Source organism: Kitasatospora sp. NPDC059817, from assembly GCF_042731835.1.
Lineage (GTDB): Bacteria > Actinomycetota > Actinomycetes > Streptomycetales > Streptomycetaceae > Kitasatospora.
This window is the reverse complement of the sequence record NZ_JBHWIR010000061.1, coordinates 1-13,954: the sequence shown is the minus strand read 5'-3', so window position 1 is coordinate 13,954 and position 13,954 is coordinate 1. Positions and strand designations below refer to the sequence as shown.

Below are 13,954 nucleotides of genomic sequence, written 5' to 3'. Positions count from 1 at the left end.
GTTCTCGCCCCCCCCCCCGTGGGTGGGGGGGGGGCGGGGGGGCCCCCCCCCCGGCCGGGTCAGCGCCAGCGCCAGGCGTGGTCGACCGGGCCGATCCCGGCGCCGAGCGCGAAGCCACCGGCGATCGCGCCGGTGATGTACGCCTTGGCCGAGCCGACCGCCTCCGGCAGCGACTCGCCCTTGGCCAGCCCGGCCGCGATCGCGCTGGCCAGGGTGCACCCGGTGCCATGGGTGTGCCGGTTGTCGTAGCGCGGCGCCCGGTACCAGTGCACCTCGCCGGGCCCGCCGTAGAGCAGGTCCGCAGCCTCGCCCTCCAGGTGGCCGCCCTTGACCAGCGCCCAGCGCGGCCCGAGGTCGAGCAACGCCTTGGCGGCGTCCAGCATCTGCCCCTCGCCCTCGACGGTCCGGCCGGTGAGCTGGGTCACTTCGTGCAGGTTGGGGGTGGCCAGGGTGGCGACCGGCAGCAGCCGCTCGCGGACGGTGGCGACGGCCTCGGCGGCCAGCAGGGCGTCCCCGTGCTTGGAGACGCCGACCGGGTCGACGACCACCGGGGCGTCCACCCCGGCCAGCAGTTCGGAGACGGTCTCGACCAGTTCGATCGAGGCGAGCATGCCGGTCTTCACGGCCTGCACCCCGATGTCGTCGACCACACTGCGGAACTGCGCCCGGACGGCCTCGGCGGGCAGCTCCCAGTAGCCCTGGACGCCGAGCGAGTTCTGCGCGGTGACGGCGGTGATCACGCTCATGCCGTGGACGCCGAGGGCGAGCATCGCCTTGAGGTCGGCCTGGATGCCGGCGCCACCGCCGGAGTCGGAGCCGGCGACGGTGAGCACACGGGGAGGGGCAGTAGAGGGGCCGCGCGCAGCGCGACGGTCAAGGGCGGGGGTGGGAGACGGGTGGGCCATGAGGTCAACCTACCTGCGCGCGTTCGGAGCGCGGCACCCTACCTGCGCGCGTTCAGAGCACGGCAACCTACCTGCGCGCATTCAGAGCACGGCCTCGGACTCCACCCAGCGGTCCTCCGGCACCGTCTTCAGCCGGGTCACCGCGTCGGCGATCGGCACCAGCTCGATCCCGGTCCGGCGCAGCGCGGTGAAGTGGCCGAACGCGCCCTGGTGGACGGCCTCGACGGCGTGCCAGCCGAAGCGGGTGGCGAGCACGCGGTCCCGGGCGGTCGGGGTGCCGCCGCGCTGGGTGTGCCCGAGGATGACCGGGCGGGCCTCCTTGCCGAGCAGGTTCTCCAGTTCGTGGGCGAGCCGGTTGCCGATCCCGCCGAAGGTCCGGTGGCCGTACTGGTCGACCTCGCCGTGGTCGAAGCGCATGGTGCCGGGCATCGGGGCGGCGCCCTCCGCGACGGCGATGATGGCGAACTTCTTGCCGCGGTCGAAGCGGTCGTCGACCATCCGGGCCACCGCCTCGATGTCGAAGGGCTTCTCCGGGATGAGGATGCCGTGCGCGCCGCCGGCCATGCCCGCGGTGAGGGTGATCCAGCCGGTGTGACGACCCATCAACTCGACGACCATGACTCGCTGGTGGGATTCCGCGGTGGTCTTGAGCCGGTCGATCGCCTCGGTCGCGACGTGCACCGCGGTGTCGAAGCCGAAGGTGGCGTCGGTGGCGTTGATGTCGTTGTCGATGGTCTTGGGCACCCCGACGACCGGCAGTCCGGCGTCGCTGAACAGCCTGGCGGCGGTCAGCGTGCCCTCGCCGCCGATCGCGATGAGCGCGTCGATGCCGATGTCCCGGGCCAGCGTCTTCGCGTTCTCCACCGCCCAGGAGATCCGCTCGCGCTGCACCCGGGCGGAGCCCAGGACGGTGCCGCCGAGGGTGAGCAGGCCGGTGACGTCGTCGTGCGAGACCGGCCGGGTGCGGCCTTCGATCAGGCCGAGGAAGCCGTCCAGGATGCCGACGATCTCGTCGCCGTGCACGTCCGTGCCCCGGTGCACGACGGAGCGGATCACCGCGTTGAGGCCGGGGCAGTCGCCGCCGCTGGTCAGTACACCGATACGCATGACTGGGTGCGCTCCCGCTCGCAGTGGTTCAGACCACCCACAGCAGACGGCGGGCGGGCTCGGTTGTCGCCAGCCTACGCAAAACGGACCCGCGAAGCCCGTGCGCCGCGAGTGCGGGGGTCACGCGCCGCCCGCCGCGCGCCGGTGTCCGGGGGTCACCCGCCGTGTGCCGTACGACAATCGGCGCGGCCGCCCGTCACTCGGCGAAGTGGTCCCAGCCGCCGACCCGGTCCCAGGGCGCGCCGTCCACCGTCACCCGGCCGCTGCGGCTGCCCCGGGGGCGGCCGGTCACCTCGCCCACCACCCGCCAGCGGGCCGGGAGTTGGACCCCGCGCGGGAAGGTCGCCACGATCGCGTGGTCCTCGCCGCCGGACAGCACCCAGACCAACGGGTCCACCCCGACCGCCTGTCCGATGTCGGCCATCTGCGCCGGGACGTCGAAGTCGGCGGCCTTCAGGTCGATGTCCACCGCGCTGGCCCGGGCCACGTGGCCGAGGTCGGCGACCAGTCCGTCGCTCACGTCGATCATCGAGGTCGCGCCCAACTCGGCGCCGGCCGGGCCCGCGTGGTACGGCGGCTCGGGCCGGCGGTGCGCCTCGACGAAGGCGCGGGGGGAGCGGAAGCCGCGTTGCAGCACGGTGAGTCCGGCGGCCGACCAGCCGAGCCAGCCGGTCACCGCGACCACGTCGCCGACCTGCGCACCGGCGCGCGTCACCGGGGCGCGCCCCTGGAGGTCGCCGAGCGCCGTGATGGCCAGCGTGACGGTGTCGCCGCGCACCACGTCGCCGCCGACCACCGTCGCCCCGGCCACCTGGCACTCGTCGCGCAGCCCGTCCATCAGCTCGGTGGCCCAGGTGGTGGGCAGGTCGGCGGGGGCGACCAGGCCGAGCAGTATCGCGGTGGGCACCGCTCCCATGGCGGCCACGTCGGCGAGGTTCTGGGCGGCGGCCTTGCGGCCCACGTCGTAGGCGGTGGACCAGTCCCGGCGGAAGTGCCGGTTCTCGATCAGGACGTCCGTGGTGGCCACCACCCGGCCGTCCGGGGCCTTCACCACCGCGGCGTCGTCACCGGGGCCGAGGTCGACCGCGTCGGTGAGCGGCACCCGGGCGGTCAGCTCCCTGATGAGACCGAACTCGCCGAGCTCGCCCACGGTCCCCTGCATCTGCCGTCCTCTCGCATGTCCATACTGAACTCGTCCCCGTCGCGCCCCCGCGCGCAGCGTACGCCCTTCCGGGGTGTCGGGGTCTCCCCTCCCCGGCCCACCGCGCGGTAGCGTGGTGATCAGACTGCCGGTGAGCCCGTTCCCACCCCGACGACCGTCCGGGCGCTCACGGCGGCGATCCCCGTAACCGGCCGCCGGAGGTCCCCGTGGTACAGGCATACATCCTGATCCAGACCGAGGTCGGCAAGGCCACCGCCGTGGCCCAGTCGATCTCCGAGATTCCCGGCGTCCTCCAGGCCGAGGACGTCACCGGCCCGTACGACGTCATCGTCCGGGCCGAGGCCGACACCGTGGACGACCTGGGCCGCCTGGTGGTGGCCAAGGTCCAGCAGGTGGAGGGCATCACCCGCACCCTCACCTGTCCGGTGGTGCACCTGTAAGGCCCGGCTACCATCGGCGGGTGGCCAGAGAACTCCGAATCCCCCGGGCGCTGACGGCACTGCCGGCGCCCGTCCGCTGGCTGGCCCTGCCGCTCGCCCTGACCTGCACGGTCGTCGTGCTGCTCGGCAGTTGGGGCTCCGCCGACGAATCGGTGGCGGCCCCCCGGCCGGGCGGCAAGGCGGCCGAGTACTGCCGCGCGCTGGCCGCGGCCCTGCCGCAGGAGCTGCTCGGCCACGCCCGCAAGGACCCGTCGCCCGCCTCTCCGTACGTGGCCGCGTGGGACACCACACCCCGGACGGTGCTGCGCTGCGGGATCGACCGCCCGGACGAGCTGAACGGCCCGCACGCCGCGGACATGTCGCCGACGGTCGACGACCTCACGTGGTGGTCGCAGAAGCTGGACGACGGCGGCTACCGCTTCGTCGCGACCATGCGTGCGGCGTACGTCGAGGTGACCTCCCCGGCCGGCGTCTACGCCAGCCCGCTGGACCCGGCCGCCGCCCTCACCGGCGCGGTGAAGGCCACCATCCCGGGCTGAGCCCGCGAGGGGCGCCGAGAGGGCGGGCCGGGAGCTTCCCGGCCCGCCCTCCGTCGTCCGCGCGCGGCTACCGCAGGCCGGTCGAGCGGCGCAGCGCCGCCTGGAGCAGCCGGTCGATCAGCTCCGGGTAGGACAGCCCGGTGGCCTCCCACATCTTCGGGTAGGCCGAGATCGGGGTGAAGCCGGGCATGGTGTTGATCTCGTTGACCATCCAGGTGCCGTCCTCCAGCAGGAAGAAGTCCACCCGGGCCAGGCCCTCGCAGCCGAGCGCGTCGAACGCGGCCACCGCCTGGCGGCGGATCTCGGCGGTCTGCCCGTCGTCGAGCTTCGCCGGGATCTGCACCTCGGACGAGTCGATGTACTTGGCCTCGAAGTCGTAGAAGTCGAAGCCGTCGCCGACCAGCACCTCGGCCGGGAGGCTGGCCTTCGGGCCGTCCTCGGTCTCCAGCACGCCGCACTCGATCTCGCGGCCGCTCACGCCGGCCTCGATGATCAGCTTGGGGTCGTGCCGGCGGGCCTCCTCGATCGCGGCGTCGAGGTCGGCGAGGTCCTTGACCTTGGTGATGCCCATGCTGGAACCGGCCCGGCAGGGCTTCACGAACAGCGGCAGGCCGAGTTCGGCGGCCCGCTCGCGCACCGCGGCGCGGCCGGCCTCGCTCTCCCAGTCACGCGGCCGCACGATGGTGTACCGGCCGACGCCCAGGCCGTGCGAGGCCAGGATCCGCTTGGTGAACTCCTTGTCCATGCCGACCGCGCTGGAGAGCACGCCGTTGCCGACGTAGGGCACGCCGGACAGCTCCAGCAGGCCTTGCAGGGTGCCGTCCTCGCCCCAGGGGCCGTGCAGCAGCGGGAACACCACGTCGACCTCGCCGAGGGCCTTGGGGGTGCTTCCCGGCTCGCTCAGGACGACCTCCCGGTCGCCCGGGGCGATCGGCAGCGCGACCTGCCCGTCCACGGACTCGGCGACGCCCGTGACGTCCGGCATCCGGCCGTCGGTGATGGCCATCCGGGCGGGCTCGTCGCTGACCAGCGCCCAGCGGCCCTCGGGGGTGATCCCGATCGGGAGCACCTCGTACTTCTCGCGGTCGATCGCCTTGAGCACGCTGCCGGCGGTGACCACCGAGACGCCGTGCTCGGAGCTGCGTCCGCCGAAGACCAGCGCGACGCGCGGCTTCGCAGCGGACGGGTTCGGGGAGGACTGTTCGATGCTCATATCGGGTTTGAGACTACCGTGCGAAGGGTTTCCGGGGCGTCAGCCGCCCCCGGCCACCGCCCCGGACCACCGCCGCGCCGTCAGCGCCGCTCAGCGCCGCTCGGCCTTCGCCGAACGGGACATCAGGGCCTGGAGCGCCTCCTGGGTGGGCCGCCCGTTGTGCACGACGTCCACCACCGCCTCGACGATCGGCATGTCGACGCCGTTGCGCCGGGCCAGGTCGAGCACCGACTCGCAGGACTTGACGCCCTCCGCGGTCTGCCGGGTCGCCGCGATGGTCTCCGCGAGCGACATGCCCCGGCCCAGGTTCATGCCGAAGGTGTTGTTGCGCGACAGCGGCGAGGAGCAGGTGGCGACCAGGTCGCCCATCCCGGCGAGCCCGGCGAAGGTGTGCGGGTCGGCGCCGAGCACCTCGCCGAGCCGGGTGGTCTCGGCCAGCCCGCGGGTGATCAGCGTCGCCTTGGTGTTGTCGCCGAGCCCCATACCGGCCGCCATGCCGACCGCCAGGCCGATCACGTTCTTGACCGCGCCGCCGAGCTCGCAGCCCAGCACGTCGGTGTTGGTGTACGGGCGGAAGTACGGCGTGTGGCAGGCCGCCTGGAGCCGCTTGGCGACCGCCTCGTCCGCACAGGCGACGACGCTGGCGGCGGGCTGCCGGTTGGCGATCTCCCGGGCCAGGTTGGGCCCGCTGACCACTGCGACGCGCTCCGGGCCGACCTTGGTGACCTCGTCGATCACCTCGCTCATCCGCTTGGCGGTGCCGAGTTCGATGCCCTTCATCAGGCTCACCAGCACGGTCTGCGGCTCGATCAGCGGCGTCCAGGCGGCCAGGTTGTCGCGCAGCGTCTGCGAGGGCACCACCAGGACGGCGAAGTCGGCGCCGGCCAGCGCCTCGGCGGCGTCGGTGGTGGCCCGGACGGAGCCCGGCAGCGGCACGCCCGGCAGGTAGTCCGGGTTCTCGTGCGTGGTGTTGATGGCGTCGACGAGTTCCTGGCGGCGGGCCCACAGGACGACGTCACTGCCCGCGTCGGCCAGCACCATCGCGAAGGCGGTGCCCCACGAGCCCGTCCCCATCACTGCGCAGCGGGTCACCGGCCGCCCTCCTCGTCGTCGTTTCCGCCCTTGGCGCGCCGGCGTTCGGCGGCGGCCGCGGCGGCGCGGTTCCGGGCGGCCTTGCGCATGTCGTAGCGCTCGGCCGGCGGCTCCTCGCCGCGGACGTCGGCCAGCACGGCGGTGATCGCCGTCATGATGTCCTCGGTGGCGTCGCCCAGCACCTGGGCGGTGAGCTCCTGGCCCCGGTACTTGCTCAGGTCCACCGCAGGTCCCGCCGCCACGGTGACCCGGTGGCGCGGGAAGAGGTTGAACTTGCCCTTCCCGAAGCCCGGCCGGCCGTACGGCGGGATGATCTCGTGCGCTCCCCAGTGCGCGACCGGGATGACCGGCGCGCCGGTCATCAGCGCGACCCGGGCGACGCCGCTCTTGCCGGTCATCGGCCACAGGTCCGGGTCCCGGGTGAGCGTGCCCTCCGGGTAGAACTGCACGCACTGGCCGCCGTTGACGGCGTCGATAGCGGCCCGGAAAGCCTGCGCGGCATCGGTGGACTCGCGGAACACCGGAATCTGGCCGGTCTTGCGCAGCATGAATCCGATGAAGGGAATCGAGAACAGCGAGGACTTGCCGAGAATGCGCGGCGGACGGCCGCTGTTGTACTGCCAGTGCGCGTAGATCACCGGGTCGATGATCGAATTGTGGTTCACCGCGGCGATGAAGCCGCCTTCCTTCGGAAGGTGCTCCCAGCCCCGCCAGTCGGGCTTCACCAGCGCGGTCGTCACCGGCTTCACCAGCACGGCCGCGAAGCGGTACCAGATGCCGTAGTCGGCGTTGCCGAACTTGGCGTACGAGCGGCGGGCCACCCCAGGTCCTCCTCATCCGAAGCGGCACGTGGGGTGCCGCGGTCATAACCTCCCGGTACCGCGCACCGGTACGGGACCGGTGCCCGGATCACGGGTGCGGAACAGTCTCGCCCGGCTGCTCACCGGCTGTCGAGCGACCGCACCAACCCGCCCGGCAGGCGTGATCAAACGCACGTCCGCACAGATCGGACGGCCTGGCGAGGGCTCCGGGACCGGCGTCACAATGACGCCGATGACCCAGGACACCGTACGCCCCAACGGGCCCGTCGCGCCCCCCGCACCCACCACCGACTGGTCGCTGGTGCTGCCGCTCAAGCCGCTCGCCCTCGCGAAGAGCCGACTGGCCCCGTACGCCGGGCCGCACCGGGCGGACCTCGCGCTGTCCTTCGCGCTCGACACCGCCACCGCCGCGCTGGCCACCCCGGGCGTCGCCCGGGTCCTGGTGGTCACCCGGGACGCGGCGGCCGGCGCCCGGCTGGCGGCGCTGGGCGCGGTGGTGGTCGCCGACGAACCCGGCGAGGGCCTCAACGAGGCGCTGGTACACGGCGCGGCGGCCGCCCTGGCACTCGCCCCGCGCTCGCCGCTGGCCGCCCTCTCGGCGGACCTGCCGGCCCTGCGCCCGGTCGAACTGGCCCGGGTGCTGGGCGCGGTGCCACCGGACGGCCGGGCCTTCCTGCCGGACTCCCCCGGCCTCGGCACCACGCTGCTCGCCTGCACCCCCGGGCGCCCGCTCTCCCCCGCCTTCGGGGACGGCTCACGGGCCCGGCACGCGGCCGGCGGAGCACTCGAACTGCGCCTGGCGGACGTGGAGTCGGTGCGCCGGGACGTCGACACCGGCGCGGACCTCGGCGAGGCCGCGGTGCTCGGCCTCGGCCCGTACACCAGCAGTCTGTTCGCCCGGCTGGCACGGGCCTGACCGGCGTCCCGCGGGACGCCGTCCGGCCGGTCGGGGCCGCTCGCTATGCTGCTGCCATGCAGGCCACCGCGTTCACCTTCGACCCCGCCACCCGGGCCGGCTCCGTGCTGCTCGACGACGGGACCCCGGTGCCGTTCGACGCGGCCGCCTTCGACGCCGGCGGTCTGCGACTGCTGCGGCCGGGCCAGCGGGTGCGGATCCGCACCGAGGGCGCCGGCGAGGCCCGCCGGGTGGTCTTCGTGACGCTGCAGACCTTCCCCGACCCCGCCGCGGGCTGACCGCCCTCCGCTGGCCGTCCCCCCGCTGCTCCTCCCCCGCCGTCCGGCACGTCCGCCTTCGCGTTCCGTGCCTGGTCACCGTCGGTCGGAGAATCCTGACTAAGCGCCCGGAAATCGAAAGAGCCGCGGCGACCCGGTCTCCGTAATTCACGGAGGGGGGGTGCCGCGGCTCTCTGCCGAAGGCCGTCCGAGGACCGCTGCGCGGGACTACTTGGCAGAGGTCTTGCGCGCGGTGGTCTTGCGGGTGGCGGTCTTCTTCGCCGGAGCCGTCTTCTTGGCCGTCGCGGTCGCCTTCTTGGCGGTCGCGGTGGTCTTCTTGGCGGCGGCGGTGGTGGTCGCCTTCTTGGCGGCGGCGGCCGTCTTCTTGGTCGCGGTCGCGGTGGTCTTCTTCGCGGCGGCGGTGGTGGTCGCCTTCTTGGCGGCGGCGGCCGTCTTCTTGGTCGCGGTCGCGGTGGTCTTCTTGGCCGCGGCCGTGGTGGTCGCCTTCTTGGCGGCGGCCTTCTTGGCCGGAGCAGCGGCGGCGGCGGCCGTGGCGGCACGCTTGGTCGCGGCGCGCTTGGCGGCCGGGGTGGCGGCGACGCCGCTCTTGCCCGGGGTGAGGGAGCCCTTGGGGGCCTTCTTCACCGAGGGGCCTTCCTTCGGCAGCTTCTTGCTGCCGCTGACCAGGTCCTTGAAGCCCTGGCCGGGACGGAAGCGGGGCACCGAGGTCTTCTTGACCTTGACCTTCTCGCCGGTCTGCGGGTTGCGGGCGAAGCGCGCGGAGCGCTCCACCTTCTCGAAGGTGCCGAAACCAGTGACCGAAACCCGGTCACCGGCCACAACGGCACGGACCATGGTGTCGAGCACTGCGTCGACGGCCTCTGCGGCAGCCTTGCGACCGCCCAGCTGCTCGGCCACCGCTTCGACAAGCTGAGCCTTGTTCACGTCTTCCCCTTCGGAAACGGGCGCCGGATGATTCCATCCGTTCTTTTCGCACGTTAGGTATGTATCTGCGGACTTTCAATTACCAAACGCGCGAATCACCCTAGTGTCGCAATGGATTTGCGCGTCGGCGACCTCAGGCGACGGGCGGGCGCCCCTCGTCGAGGTCATGTACAAAGCGACTCAACCGCCTTGCCGCCTCCGGAAGATCGCGCTTGGCGGTCTCGGTGACGATGAGGAGTTGACGGGAGAGAGCGGTCTTTGCATCGGCAGACACGTTCAGCGCATGCACGCGGGCGTGAGCTTGCTTCAACCGCTCGGCCACAAGCGCGTAGAGCGCTGCGACTTCCTGGTCGTCCGGCCCCTCAGCTGGTGCGGAGGCGACGTCCGGCCGATCGTCAATTCGGCGTTCGGATCCCCGGCCCACGGACTCCGGAGCCGCGGGTTCGCCGCCCGCGTACGGAGGTTCATGGTGCCGGTGCATGTACTGATTGTGCCATCTACCCGCAGTTGTACTTGCGCGGGGCCCTCTCCGGCAAAGCCAAATGGGCAATCCGGGGTGGGCCGCGGCGCTAACTCGTGCTCCGGAACGGCGGATGGCCCGCCCCCCCGAAGGGGAGGCGGGCCATCCGGTGGATCGCCAGAATGCTTGTTCTGAGGGGATCTCAGGCAACCGGCAGAGTACGGGGCTTGAAGGCCGGACGGGTCGCTTCGAAGGTCGCGATGTCGGCCTCGTTCCGCAGGGTGATGCTGATGTCGTCCAGCCCGTTGAGCAGCCGCCACCGGACGTTGTCGTCCAGTTCGAAAGACGCGGTGACGCCCTCGGCCCGGACTTCGCGGGCTTCCAGATCAACGGTGATCTCGGCCGAAGGGTTACTCTCGGTGAGCGCCCAGAGCCGTTCCACGGTCTCTTGCGGCAGGACGACCGTCAGCAGTCCGTTCTTCAGGGAATTCCCACGGAAGATGTCCGCGAAGCGCGACGAGATGACCGCGTGGAAGCCGTAGTTCTGCAGCGCCCAGACGGCGTGCTCGCGGGAGGAGCCGGTGCCGAACTCCGGGCCGGCCACCAGGACCGTGGCGCCCTGTCGCTCGGGCCGGTTGAGGATGAACGACTCGTCCTTGCGCCAGGCCTCGAAAAGGCCGCCCTCGAAACCGGAACGGGTGACCTTCTTGAGCCAGTGGGCCGGGATGATCTGGTCGGTGTCCACGTTCGAGCGCCGCAGCGGAACGGCCCGGCCGGTGTGGGTGGTGAACTTCTCCATGGTTCTCAGGCCTCCACAGCCACGTTGGTGTCCGCCAGGTCGGAGGGCAGATCGGACGGTGCGGCCAGACGGCCCAGGACGGCGGTCGCGGCGGCGACCTGCGGGGACACCAGGTGGGTCCGGCCGCCCTTGCCCTGCCGGCCCTCGAAGTTGCGGTTCGAGGTGGAGGCGCAGCGCTCACCGGGGGCGAGCTGGTCGGGGTTCATGCCCAGGCACATCGAGCAGCCCGCGTGGCGCCACTCGGCGCCGGCCGCGGTGAACACCTTGTCCAGGCCCTCCTCCACGGCTTGCAGGGCGACCCGGACGGAGCCGGGGACGACCAGCATCCGTACGCCGTCGGCGATCCGGCGGCCCTCCACGACGGCGGCGGCGGCGCGCAGGTCCTCGATCCGGCCGTTGGTGCAGGAGCCGACGAAGACGGCGTCGACGGTGACCTCGCGCAGCGGGGTGCCGGCCTCCAGGCCCATGTAGGCGAGGGCGCTCTCGGCGGCCGCGCGCTCCTGCGGGTCGGCGAAGGAGGCCGGGTCCGGCACGTCGGAGCCCAGCGGGGCGCCCTGGCCGGGGTTGGTGCCCCAGGTGACGAACGGGGTCAGCGCGGCCGCGTCGATGAAGATCTCGTGGTCGAAGACCGCGTCCTCGTCGGTGCCCAGGGTCGACCAGTACGCGACGGCGGCGTCCCAGTCCTCGCCCTGCGGGGCGTGCGGACGGCCCTTGAGGTAGTCGAAGGTGGTCTCGTCCGGGGCGATCATGCCCGCCCGGGCGCCGGCCTCGATGGACATGTTGCAGATGGTCATCCGGGCTTCCATGGACAGGCCCCGGATCGCCGAACCGCGGTACTCCAGGACGTATCCCTGGCCGCCGCCGGTGCCGATCTTGGTGATCACGGCCAGGATCAGGTCCTTGGCGGTGACGCCCTCGGGCAGTTCGCCCTCGACCGTGACGGCCATGGTCCGGAAGGGCGCCAGCGGCAGCGTCTGGGTGGCCAGCACGTGCTCGACCTGGCTGGTGCCGATGCCGAACGCCAGTGCGCCGAAGGCGCCGTGGGTCGAGGTGTGGGAGTCGCCGCAGACCACGGTCATGCCGGGCTGGGTCAGGCCCAGCTGCGGGCCGACCACGTGCACGACGCCCTGCTCGATGTCGCCGAGCGAGTGGATCCGGACGCCGAACTCGGCGGCGTTGCGGCGCAGCGTCTCCAACTGCACCTTGGACACCGGGTCGGCGATCGGCTTGTCGATGTCCACGGTGGGGGTGTTGTGGTCCTCGGTGGCGATCGTCAGATCGGTGCGGCGGACCGTCCGGCCGGCCAGCCGCAGCCCGTCGAAGGCCTGCGGGCTGGTCACCTCGTGGAGCAGGTGGAGGTCGATGAAGAGCAGGTCGGGCTCTCCCTCCGCGCGCCGCACGACGTGGTCGTCCCAGACCTTCTCTGCGAGTGTCCGTCCCATCGGATTCCCTCCAGCCGGCCGCGTTGCCGGCCTTCTCGTGTCGTCGAGGTCGGAGCTCCCGCCGCCCTGTGGCGGGCGCGTTCGCGCGACCTGCACGCCGGATCGCTGTCCACGATGCGGACACTCTGGTGAGGTCGCATCCTGGATGCCTCCCGGGCTGCTGCATCCAGAGTGGCGCTTTTCCCGGAAGATTGAACTTGCGTCTCGCGGAATGAGACTGCAGTCTTAGGGCATGGACAACTCTAGCGGCGTCGGCGTTCTCGACAAGGCCGCTCTGGTGCTGAGCGCACTGGAGTCGGGCCCCGCCACGTTGGCGGGGCTGGTCGCCGCCACCGGTCTGGCGCGCCCCACGGCCCACCGGCTCGCCGTCGCACTCGAACACCACCGTCTGGTCACCAGGGACATGCAGGGGCGATTCATCCTCGGCCCCCGTCTCTCCGAACTCTCCGCCGCGGCGGGCGAGGACCGGCTGCTCGCCACCGCGGGCCCGGTCCTGACCCACCTGCGCGACGTCACCGGCGAGAGCGCACAGCTCTACCGCCGCCAGGGCGAGATGCGGATCTGCGTAGCCGCCGCCGAGCGGCTCTCCGGCCTGCGGGACACCGTCCCGGTCGGCAGCACCCTGCCGATGAAGGCCGGCTCGGCCGCCCAGGTCCTGCTGGCCTGGGAGGAGCCCGAGCGGCTCCACCGCGGCCTCCAGGGCGCCCGTTTCACCGCCACCGCGCTCAGCGGCGTCCGCCGGCGCGGCTGGGCCCAGTCGATCGGCGAGCGCGAGCCGGGCGTCGCGTCCGTCTCCGCTCCCGTGCGCGGCCCCTCCAACCGCGTGGTGGCCTCCGTCTCCGTCTCCGGCCCGATCGAGCGGCTGACCCGTCACCCGGGCCGCCTGCACGCCCAGGCCATCATCGAGGCCGCGAACCGGCTCACCGAGGCCCTCCGCCGCGGCTGACCGCCGCCATCCGGAAAGGGCCCCGCGCAGCACCACCGCGCGGGGCCCTTCGGAATGCTCCGGGAAATACAAAAAAAGACCCCGGAAACCGGGGCCTTGAATTTCTGGCTGGGGTACCAGGACTCGAACCTAGACTAAATGAACCAGAATCACTCGTGCTGCCAATTACACCATACCCCAACGCAAAGCAAGGGCCGATGGGATAACCCACCGGCTTCATGCTCTGAAGTACCCCCGACCGGATTCGAACCGGCGCTACTGCCGTGAGAGGGCAGCGTGCTAGGCCGCTACACAACGGGGGCTTCCTGGCGATCCCTTGCGGGATCAGTACCCCCGACCGGATTCGAACCGGCGCTACTGCCGTGAGAGGGCAGCGTGCTAGGCCGCTACACAACGGGGGCTTTCCAGGTGATCCCTTGCGGGATCAGTACCCCCGACCGGATTCGAACCGGCGCTACTGCCGTGAGAGGGCAGCGTGCTAGGCCGCTACACAACGGGGGCTTGTTCTTCACTTGTACTGCTGGACTTGCGTACTGCGCTGGGGTACCAGGACTCGAACCTAGACTAAATGAACCAGAATCACTCGTGCTGCCAATTACACCATACCCCACCAGAGTTGAACCCCTGTCGGGGCCTTCTCAGGCGTTGCGCCTCTCGTTCGGGGCCGGGTGGAGGGTTTCGCTCCCTCGTCCGTTCCCTCCCGGGCGGCGCAGAAAGAACATTACCCGACGCCGGCCCCGGCTCCAAAATCGATAACCCCAGGCAGCGGCCGGGCGACCTGGCGGTGACGTCCCGGCGGTGACGTCCGGGCAGGCAGCGGGCCCGGCACGAGGCCGGTCTCGTAAACACCACACCGAGCCCACGAGACCCCCAAGGACCCGAGACGTCCGGCGCGGGGTGTGACAGCGGG

15 protein-coding genes and 5 tRNA genes are annotated in these 13,954 nt (G+C 72.0%); 5 read left to right on the top strand and 15 right to left on the bottom strand.

The window, feature by feature from the left end; all coding sequences use genetic code 11:
• Positions 1 to 59: 59 nt before the first annotated feature.
• The 3 genes from thiD to ACFV61_RS15745 form a co-directional block, all read right to left on the bottom strand.
• Positions 60 to 905, bottom strand: a complete 846-nt coding sequence (gene thiD / locus ACFV61_RS15755) for a bifunctional hydroxymethylpyrimidine kinase/phosphomethylpyrimidine kinase (protein WP_380492101.1) — start codon at positions 903 to 905, stop codon at positions 60 to 62.
• 81 nt (positions 906 to 986) lie between these two features.
• Complete coding sequence (locus ACFV61_RS15750) at positions 987 to 2,012, bottom strand: 6-phosphofructokinase (RefSeq protein ID WP_063347703.1); 1,026 nt, start codon at positions 2,010 to 2,012, stop codon at positions 987 to 989.
• 196 nt (positions 2,013 to 2,208) lie between these two features.
• Positions 2,209 to 3,174, bottom strand: coding sequence for a thiamine-phosphate kinase (locus ACFV61_RS15745; protein ID WP_063347704.1), 966 nt, complete (start codon positions 3,172 to 3,174; stop codon positions 2,209 to 2,211).
• 206 nt (positions 3,175 to 3,380) lie between these two features.
• Between ACFV61_RS15745 and ACFV61_RS15740 the strand changes: the two genes are divergently transcribed.
• Entirely contained in the window at positions 3,381 to 3,614 is a 234-nt protein-coding gene (locus tag ACFV61_RS15740) for an Lrp/AsnC ligand binding domain-containing protein (protein ID WP_363375953.1), read from the top strand.
• A 20-nt stretch (positions 3,615 to 3,634) separates the two neighbouring features.
• The gene (locus ACFV61_RS15735) at positions 3,635 to 4,153 is read left to right on the top strand and encodes a DUF3515 domain-containing protein (RefSeq protein WP_380376604.1); all 519 of its coding nucleotides are present in this window, start codon (positions 3,635 to 3,637) and stop codon (positions 4,151 to 4,153) included.
• A 67-nt stretch (positions 4,154 to 4,220) separates the two neighbouring features.
• Here ACFV61_RS15735 and ACFV61_RS15730 read toward each other — a convergent pair whose 3' ends face one another.
• The 3 genes from ACFV61_RS15730 to ACFV61_RS15720 all read right to left on the bottom strand — a co-directional run bounded on the left by ACFV61_RS15730 (position 4,221) and on the right by ACFV61_RS15720 (position 7,279).
• On the bottom strand, positions 4,221 to 5,366 hold the full coding sequence (locus ACFV61_RS15730) for a D-alanine--D-alanine ligase family protein (protein WP_363375958.1): 1,146 nt from the start codon (positions 5,364 to 5,366) through the stop codon (positions 4,221 to 4,223).
• A 90-nt stretch (positions 5,367 to 5,456) separates the two neighbouring features.
• The gene (locus ACFV61_RS15725; RefSeq protein WP_079135606.1) at positions 5,457 to 6,440 is read right to left on the bottom strand and encodes an NAD(P)H-dependent glycerol-3-phosphate dehydrogenase; all 984 of its coding nucleotides are present in this window, start codon (positions 6,438 to 6,440) and stop codon (positions 5,457 to 5,459) included.
• Positions 6,441 to 6,454: 14 nt separating this feature from the next.
• A complete protein-coding gene (locus ACFV61_RS15720; protein ID WP_063347708.1) occupies positions 6,455 to 7,279 on the bottom strand; it encodes a 1-acyl-sn-glycerol-3-phosphate acyltransferase in 825 nt (274 codons plus the stop codon).
• A 232-nt stretch (positions 7,280 to 7,511) separates the two neighbouring features.
• Between ACFV61_RS15720 and cofC the strand changes: the two genes are divergently transcribed.
• Both cofC and ACFV61_RS15710 read left to right on the top strand, forming a co-directional pair.
• Entirely contained in the window at positions 7,512 to 8,195 is a 684-nt protein-coding gene (gene cofC, locus ACFV61_RS15715) for a 2-phospho-L-lactate guanylyltransferase (RefSeq protein WP_063347709.1), read from the top strand.
• Between the two features lie 56 nt (positions 8,196 to 8,251).
• Positions 8,252 to 8,473, top strand: a complete 222-nt coding sequence (locus ACFV61_RS15710; protein ID WP_063347710.1) for a hypothetical protein — start codon at positions 8,252 to 8,254, stop codon at positions 8,471 to 8,473.
• A 207-nt stretch (positions 8,474 to 8,680) separates the two neighbouring features.
• Here the strand turns inward: ACFV61_RS15710 and ACFV61_RS15705 are convergent, their stop codons facing one another.
• The 4 genes from ACFV61_RS15705 to leuC form a co-directional block, all read right to left on the bottom strand.
• On the bottom strand, positions 8,681 to 9,397 hold the full coding sequence (locus ACFV61_RS15705) for an HU family DNA-binding protein (protein ID WP_063347711.1): 717 nt from the start codon (positions 9,395 to 9,397) through the stop codon (positions 8,681 to 8,683).
• A gap of 133 nt (positions 9,398 to 9,530) precedes the next feature.
• On the bottom strand, positions 9,531 to 9,878 hold the full coding sequence (locus ACFV61_RS15700; protein ID WP_371517045.1) for a hypothetical protein: 348 nt from the start codon (positions 9,876 to 9,878) through the stop codon (positions 9,531 to 9,533).
• 181 nt (positions 9,879 to 10,059) lie between these two features.
• On the bottom strand, positions 10,060 to 10,656 hold the full coding sequence (gene leuD, locus ACFV61_RS15695) for a 3-isopropylmalate dehydratase small subunit (RefSeq protein WP_063347712.1): 597 nt from the start codon (positions 10,654 to 10,656) through the stop codon (positions 10,060 to 10,062).
• Between the two features lie 5 nt (positions 10,657 to 10,661).
• On the bottom strand, positions 10,662 to 12,098 hold the full coding sequence (gene leuC / locus ACFV61_RS15690; protein WP_380492099.1) for a 3-isopropylmalate dehydratase large subunit: 1,437 nt from the start codon (positions 12,096 to 12,098) through the stop codon (positions 10,662 to 10,664).
• A 232-nt stretch (positions 12,099 to 12,330) separates the two neighbouring features.
• Between leuC and ACFV61_RS15685 the strand changes: the two genes are divergently transcribed.
• Positions 12,331 to 13,044 carry an IclR family transcriptional regulator gene (locus ACFV61_RS15685; RefSeq protein WP_063347714.1) on the top strand — a complete coding sequence of 238 codons (714 nt, stop codon included), beginning with the start codon at positions 12,331 to 12,333 and terminating at the stop codon, positions 13,042 to 13,044.
• 105 nt (positions 13,045 to 13,149) lie between these two features.
• Here the strand turns inward: ACFV61_RS15685 and ACFV61_RS15680 are convergent.
• From ACFV61_RS15680 to ACFV61_RS15660, 5 genes are all read right to left on the bottom strand, one after another.
• Positions 13,150 to 13,224, bottom strand: a tRNA-Gln gene (locus tag ACFV61_RS15680).
• Between the two features lie 49 nt (positions 13,225 to 13,273).
• Positions 13,274 to 13,346, bottom strand: a tRNA-Glu gene (locus tag ACFV61_RS15675).
• 26 nt (positions 13,347 to 13,372) lie between these two features.
• Positions 13,373 to 13,445 (bottom strand) — tRNA-Glu (locus ACFV61_RS15670).
• Between the two features lie 27 nt (positions 13,446 to 13,472).
• Positions 13,473 to 13,545: transfer RNA gene (locus ACFV61_RS15665), tRNA-Glu, on the bottom strand.
• A 37-nt stretch (positions 13,546 to 13,582) separates the two neighbouring features.
• Positions 13,583 to 13,654 (bottom strand) — tRNA-Gln (locus tag ACFV61_RS15660).
• Positions 13,655 to 13,954: the final 300 nt, after the last annotated feature.

Bases quoted from the DNA above. Each gene is read 5' to 3' on its own strand.
- cofC (WP_063347709.1), top strand. From the start codon at position 7,512: ATGACCCAGGACACCGTACGCCCCAACGGGCCCGTCGCGCCCCCCGCA.
- ACFV61_RS15710 (WP_063347710.1), top strand. From the start codon at position 8,252: ATGCAGGCCACCGCGTTCACCTTCGACCCCGCCACCCGGGCCGGCTCC.
- ACFV61_RS15685 (WP_063347714.1), top strand. From the start codon at position 12,331: ATGGACAACTCTAGCGGCGTCGGCGTTCTCGACAAGGCCGCTCTGGTG.
- ACFV61_RS15700 (WP_371517045.1), bottom strand. From the start codon at position 9,878: ATGCACCGGCACCATGAACCTCCGTACGCGGGCGGCGAACCCGCGGCT.
- ACFV61_RS15725 (WP_079135606.1), bottom strand. From the start codon at position 6,440: ATGGGGACGGGCTCGTGGGGCACCGCCTTCGCGATGGTGCTGGCCGAC.
- ACFV61_RS15730 (WP_363375958.1), bottom strand. From the start codon at position 5,366: ATGAGCATCGAACAGTCCTCCCCGAACCCGTCCGCTGCGAAGCCGCGC.
- ACFV61_RS15750 (WP_063347703.1), bottom strand. From the start codon at position 2,012: ATGCGTATCGGTGTACTGACCAGCGGCGGCGACTGCCCCGGCCTCAAC.
- ACFV61_RS15745 (WP_063347704.1), bottom strand. From the start codon at position 3,174: ATGCAGGGGACCGTGGGCGAGCTCGGCGAGTTCGGTCTCATCAGGGAG.
- thiD (WP_380492101.1), bottom strand. From the start codon at position 905: ATGGCCCACCCGTCTCCCACCCCCGCCCTTGACCGTCGCGCTGCGCGC.
- leuC (WP_380492099.1), bottom strand. From the start codon at position 12,098: ATGGGACGGACACTCGCAGAGAAGGTCTGGGACGACCACGTCGTGCGG.
- leuD (WP_063347712.1), bottom strand. From the start codon at position 10,656: ATGGAGAAGTTCACCACCCACACCGGCCGGGCCGTTCCGCTGCGGCGC.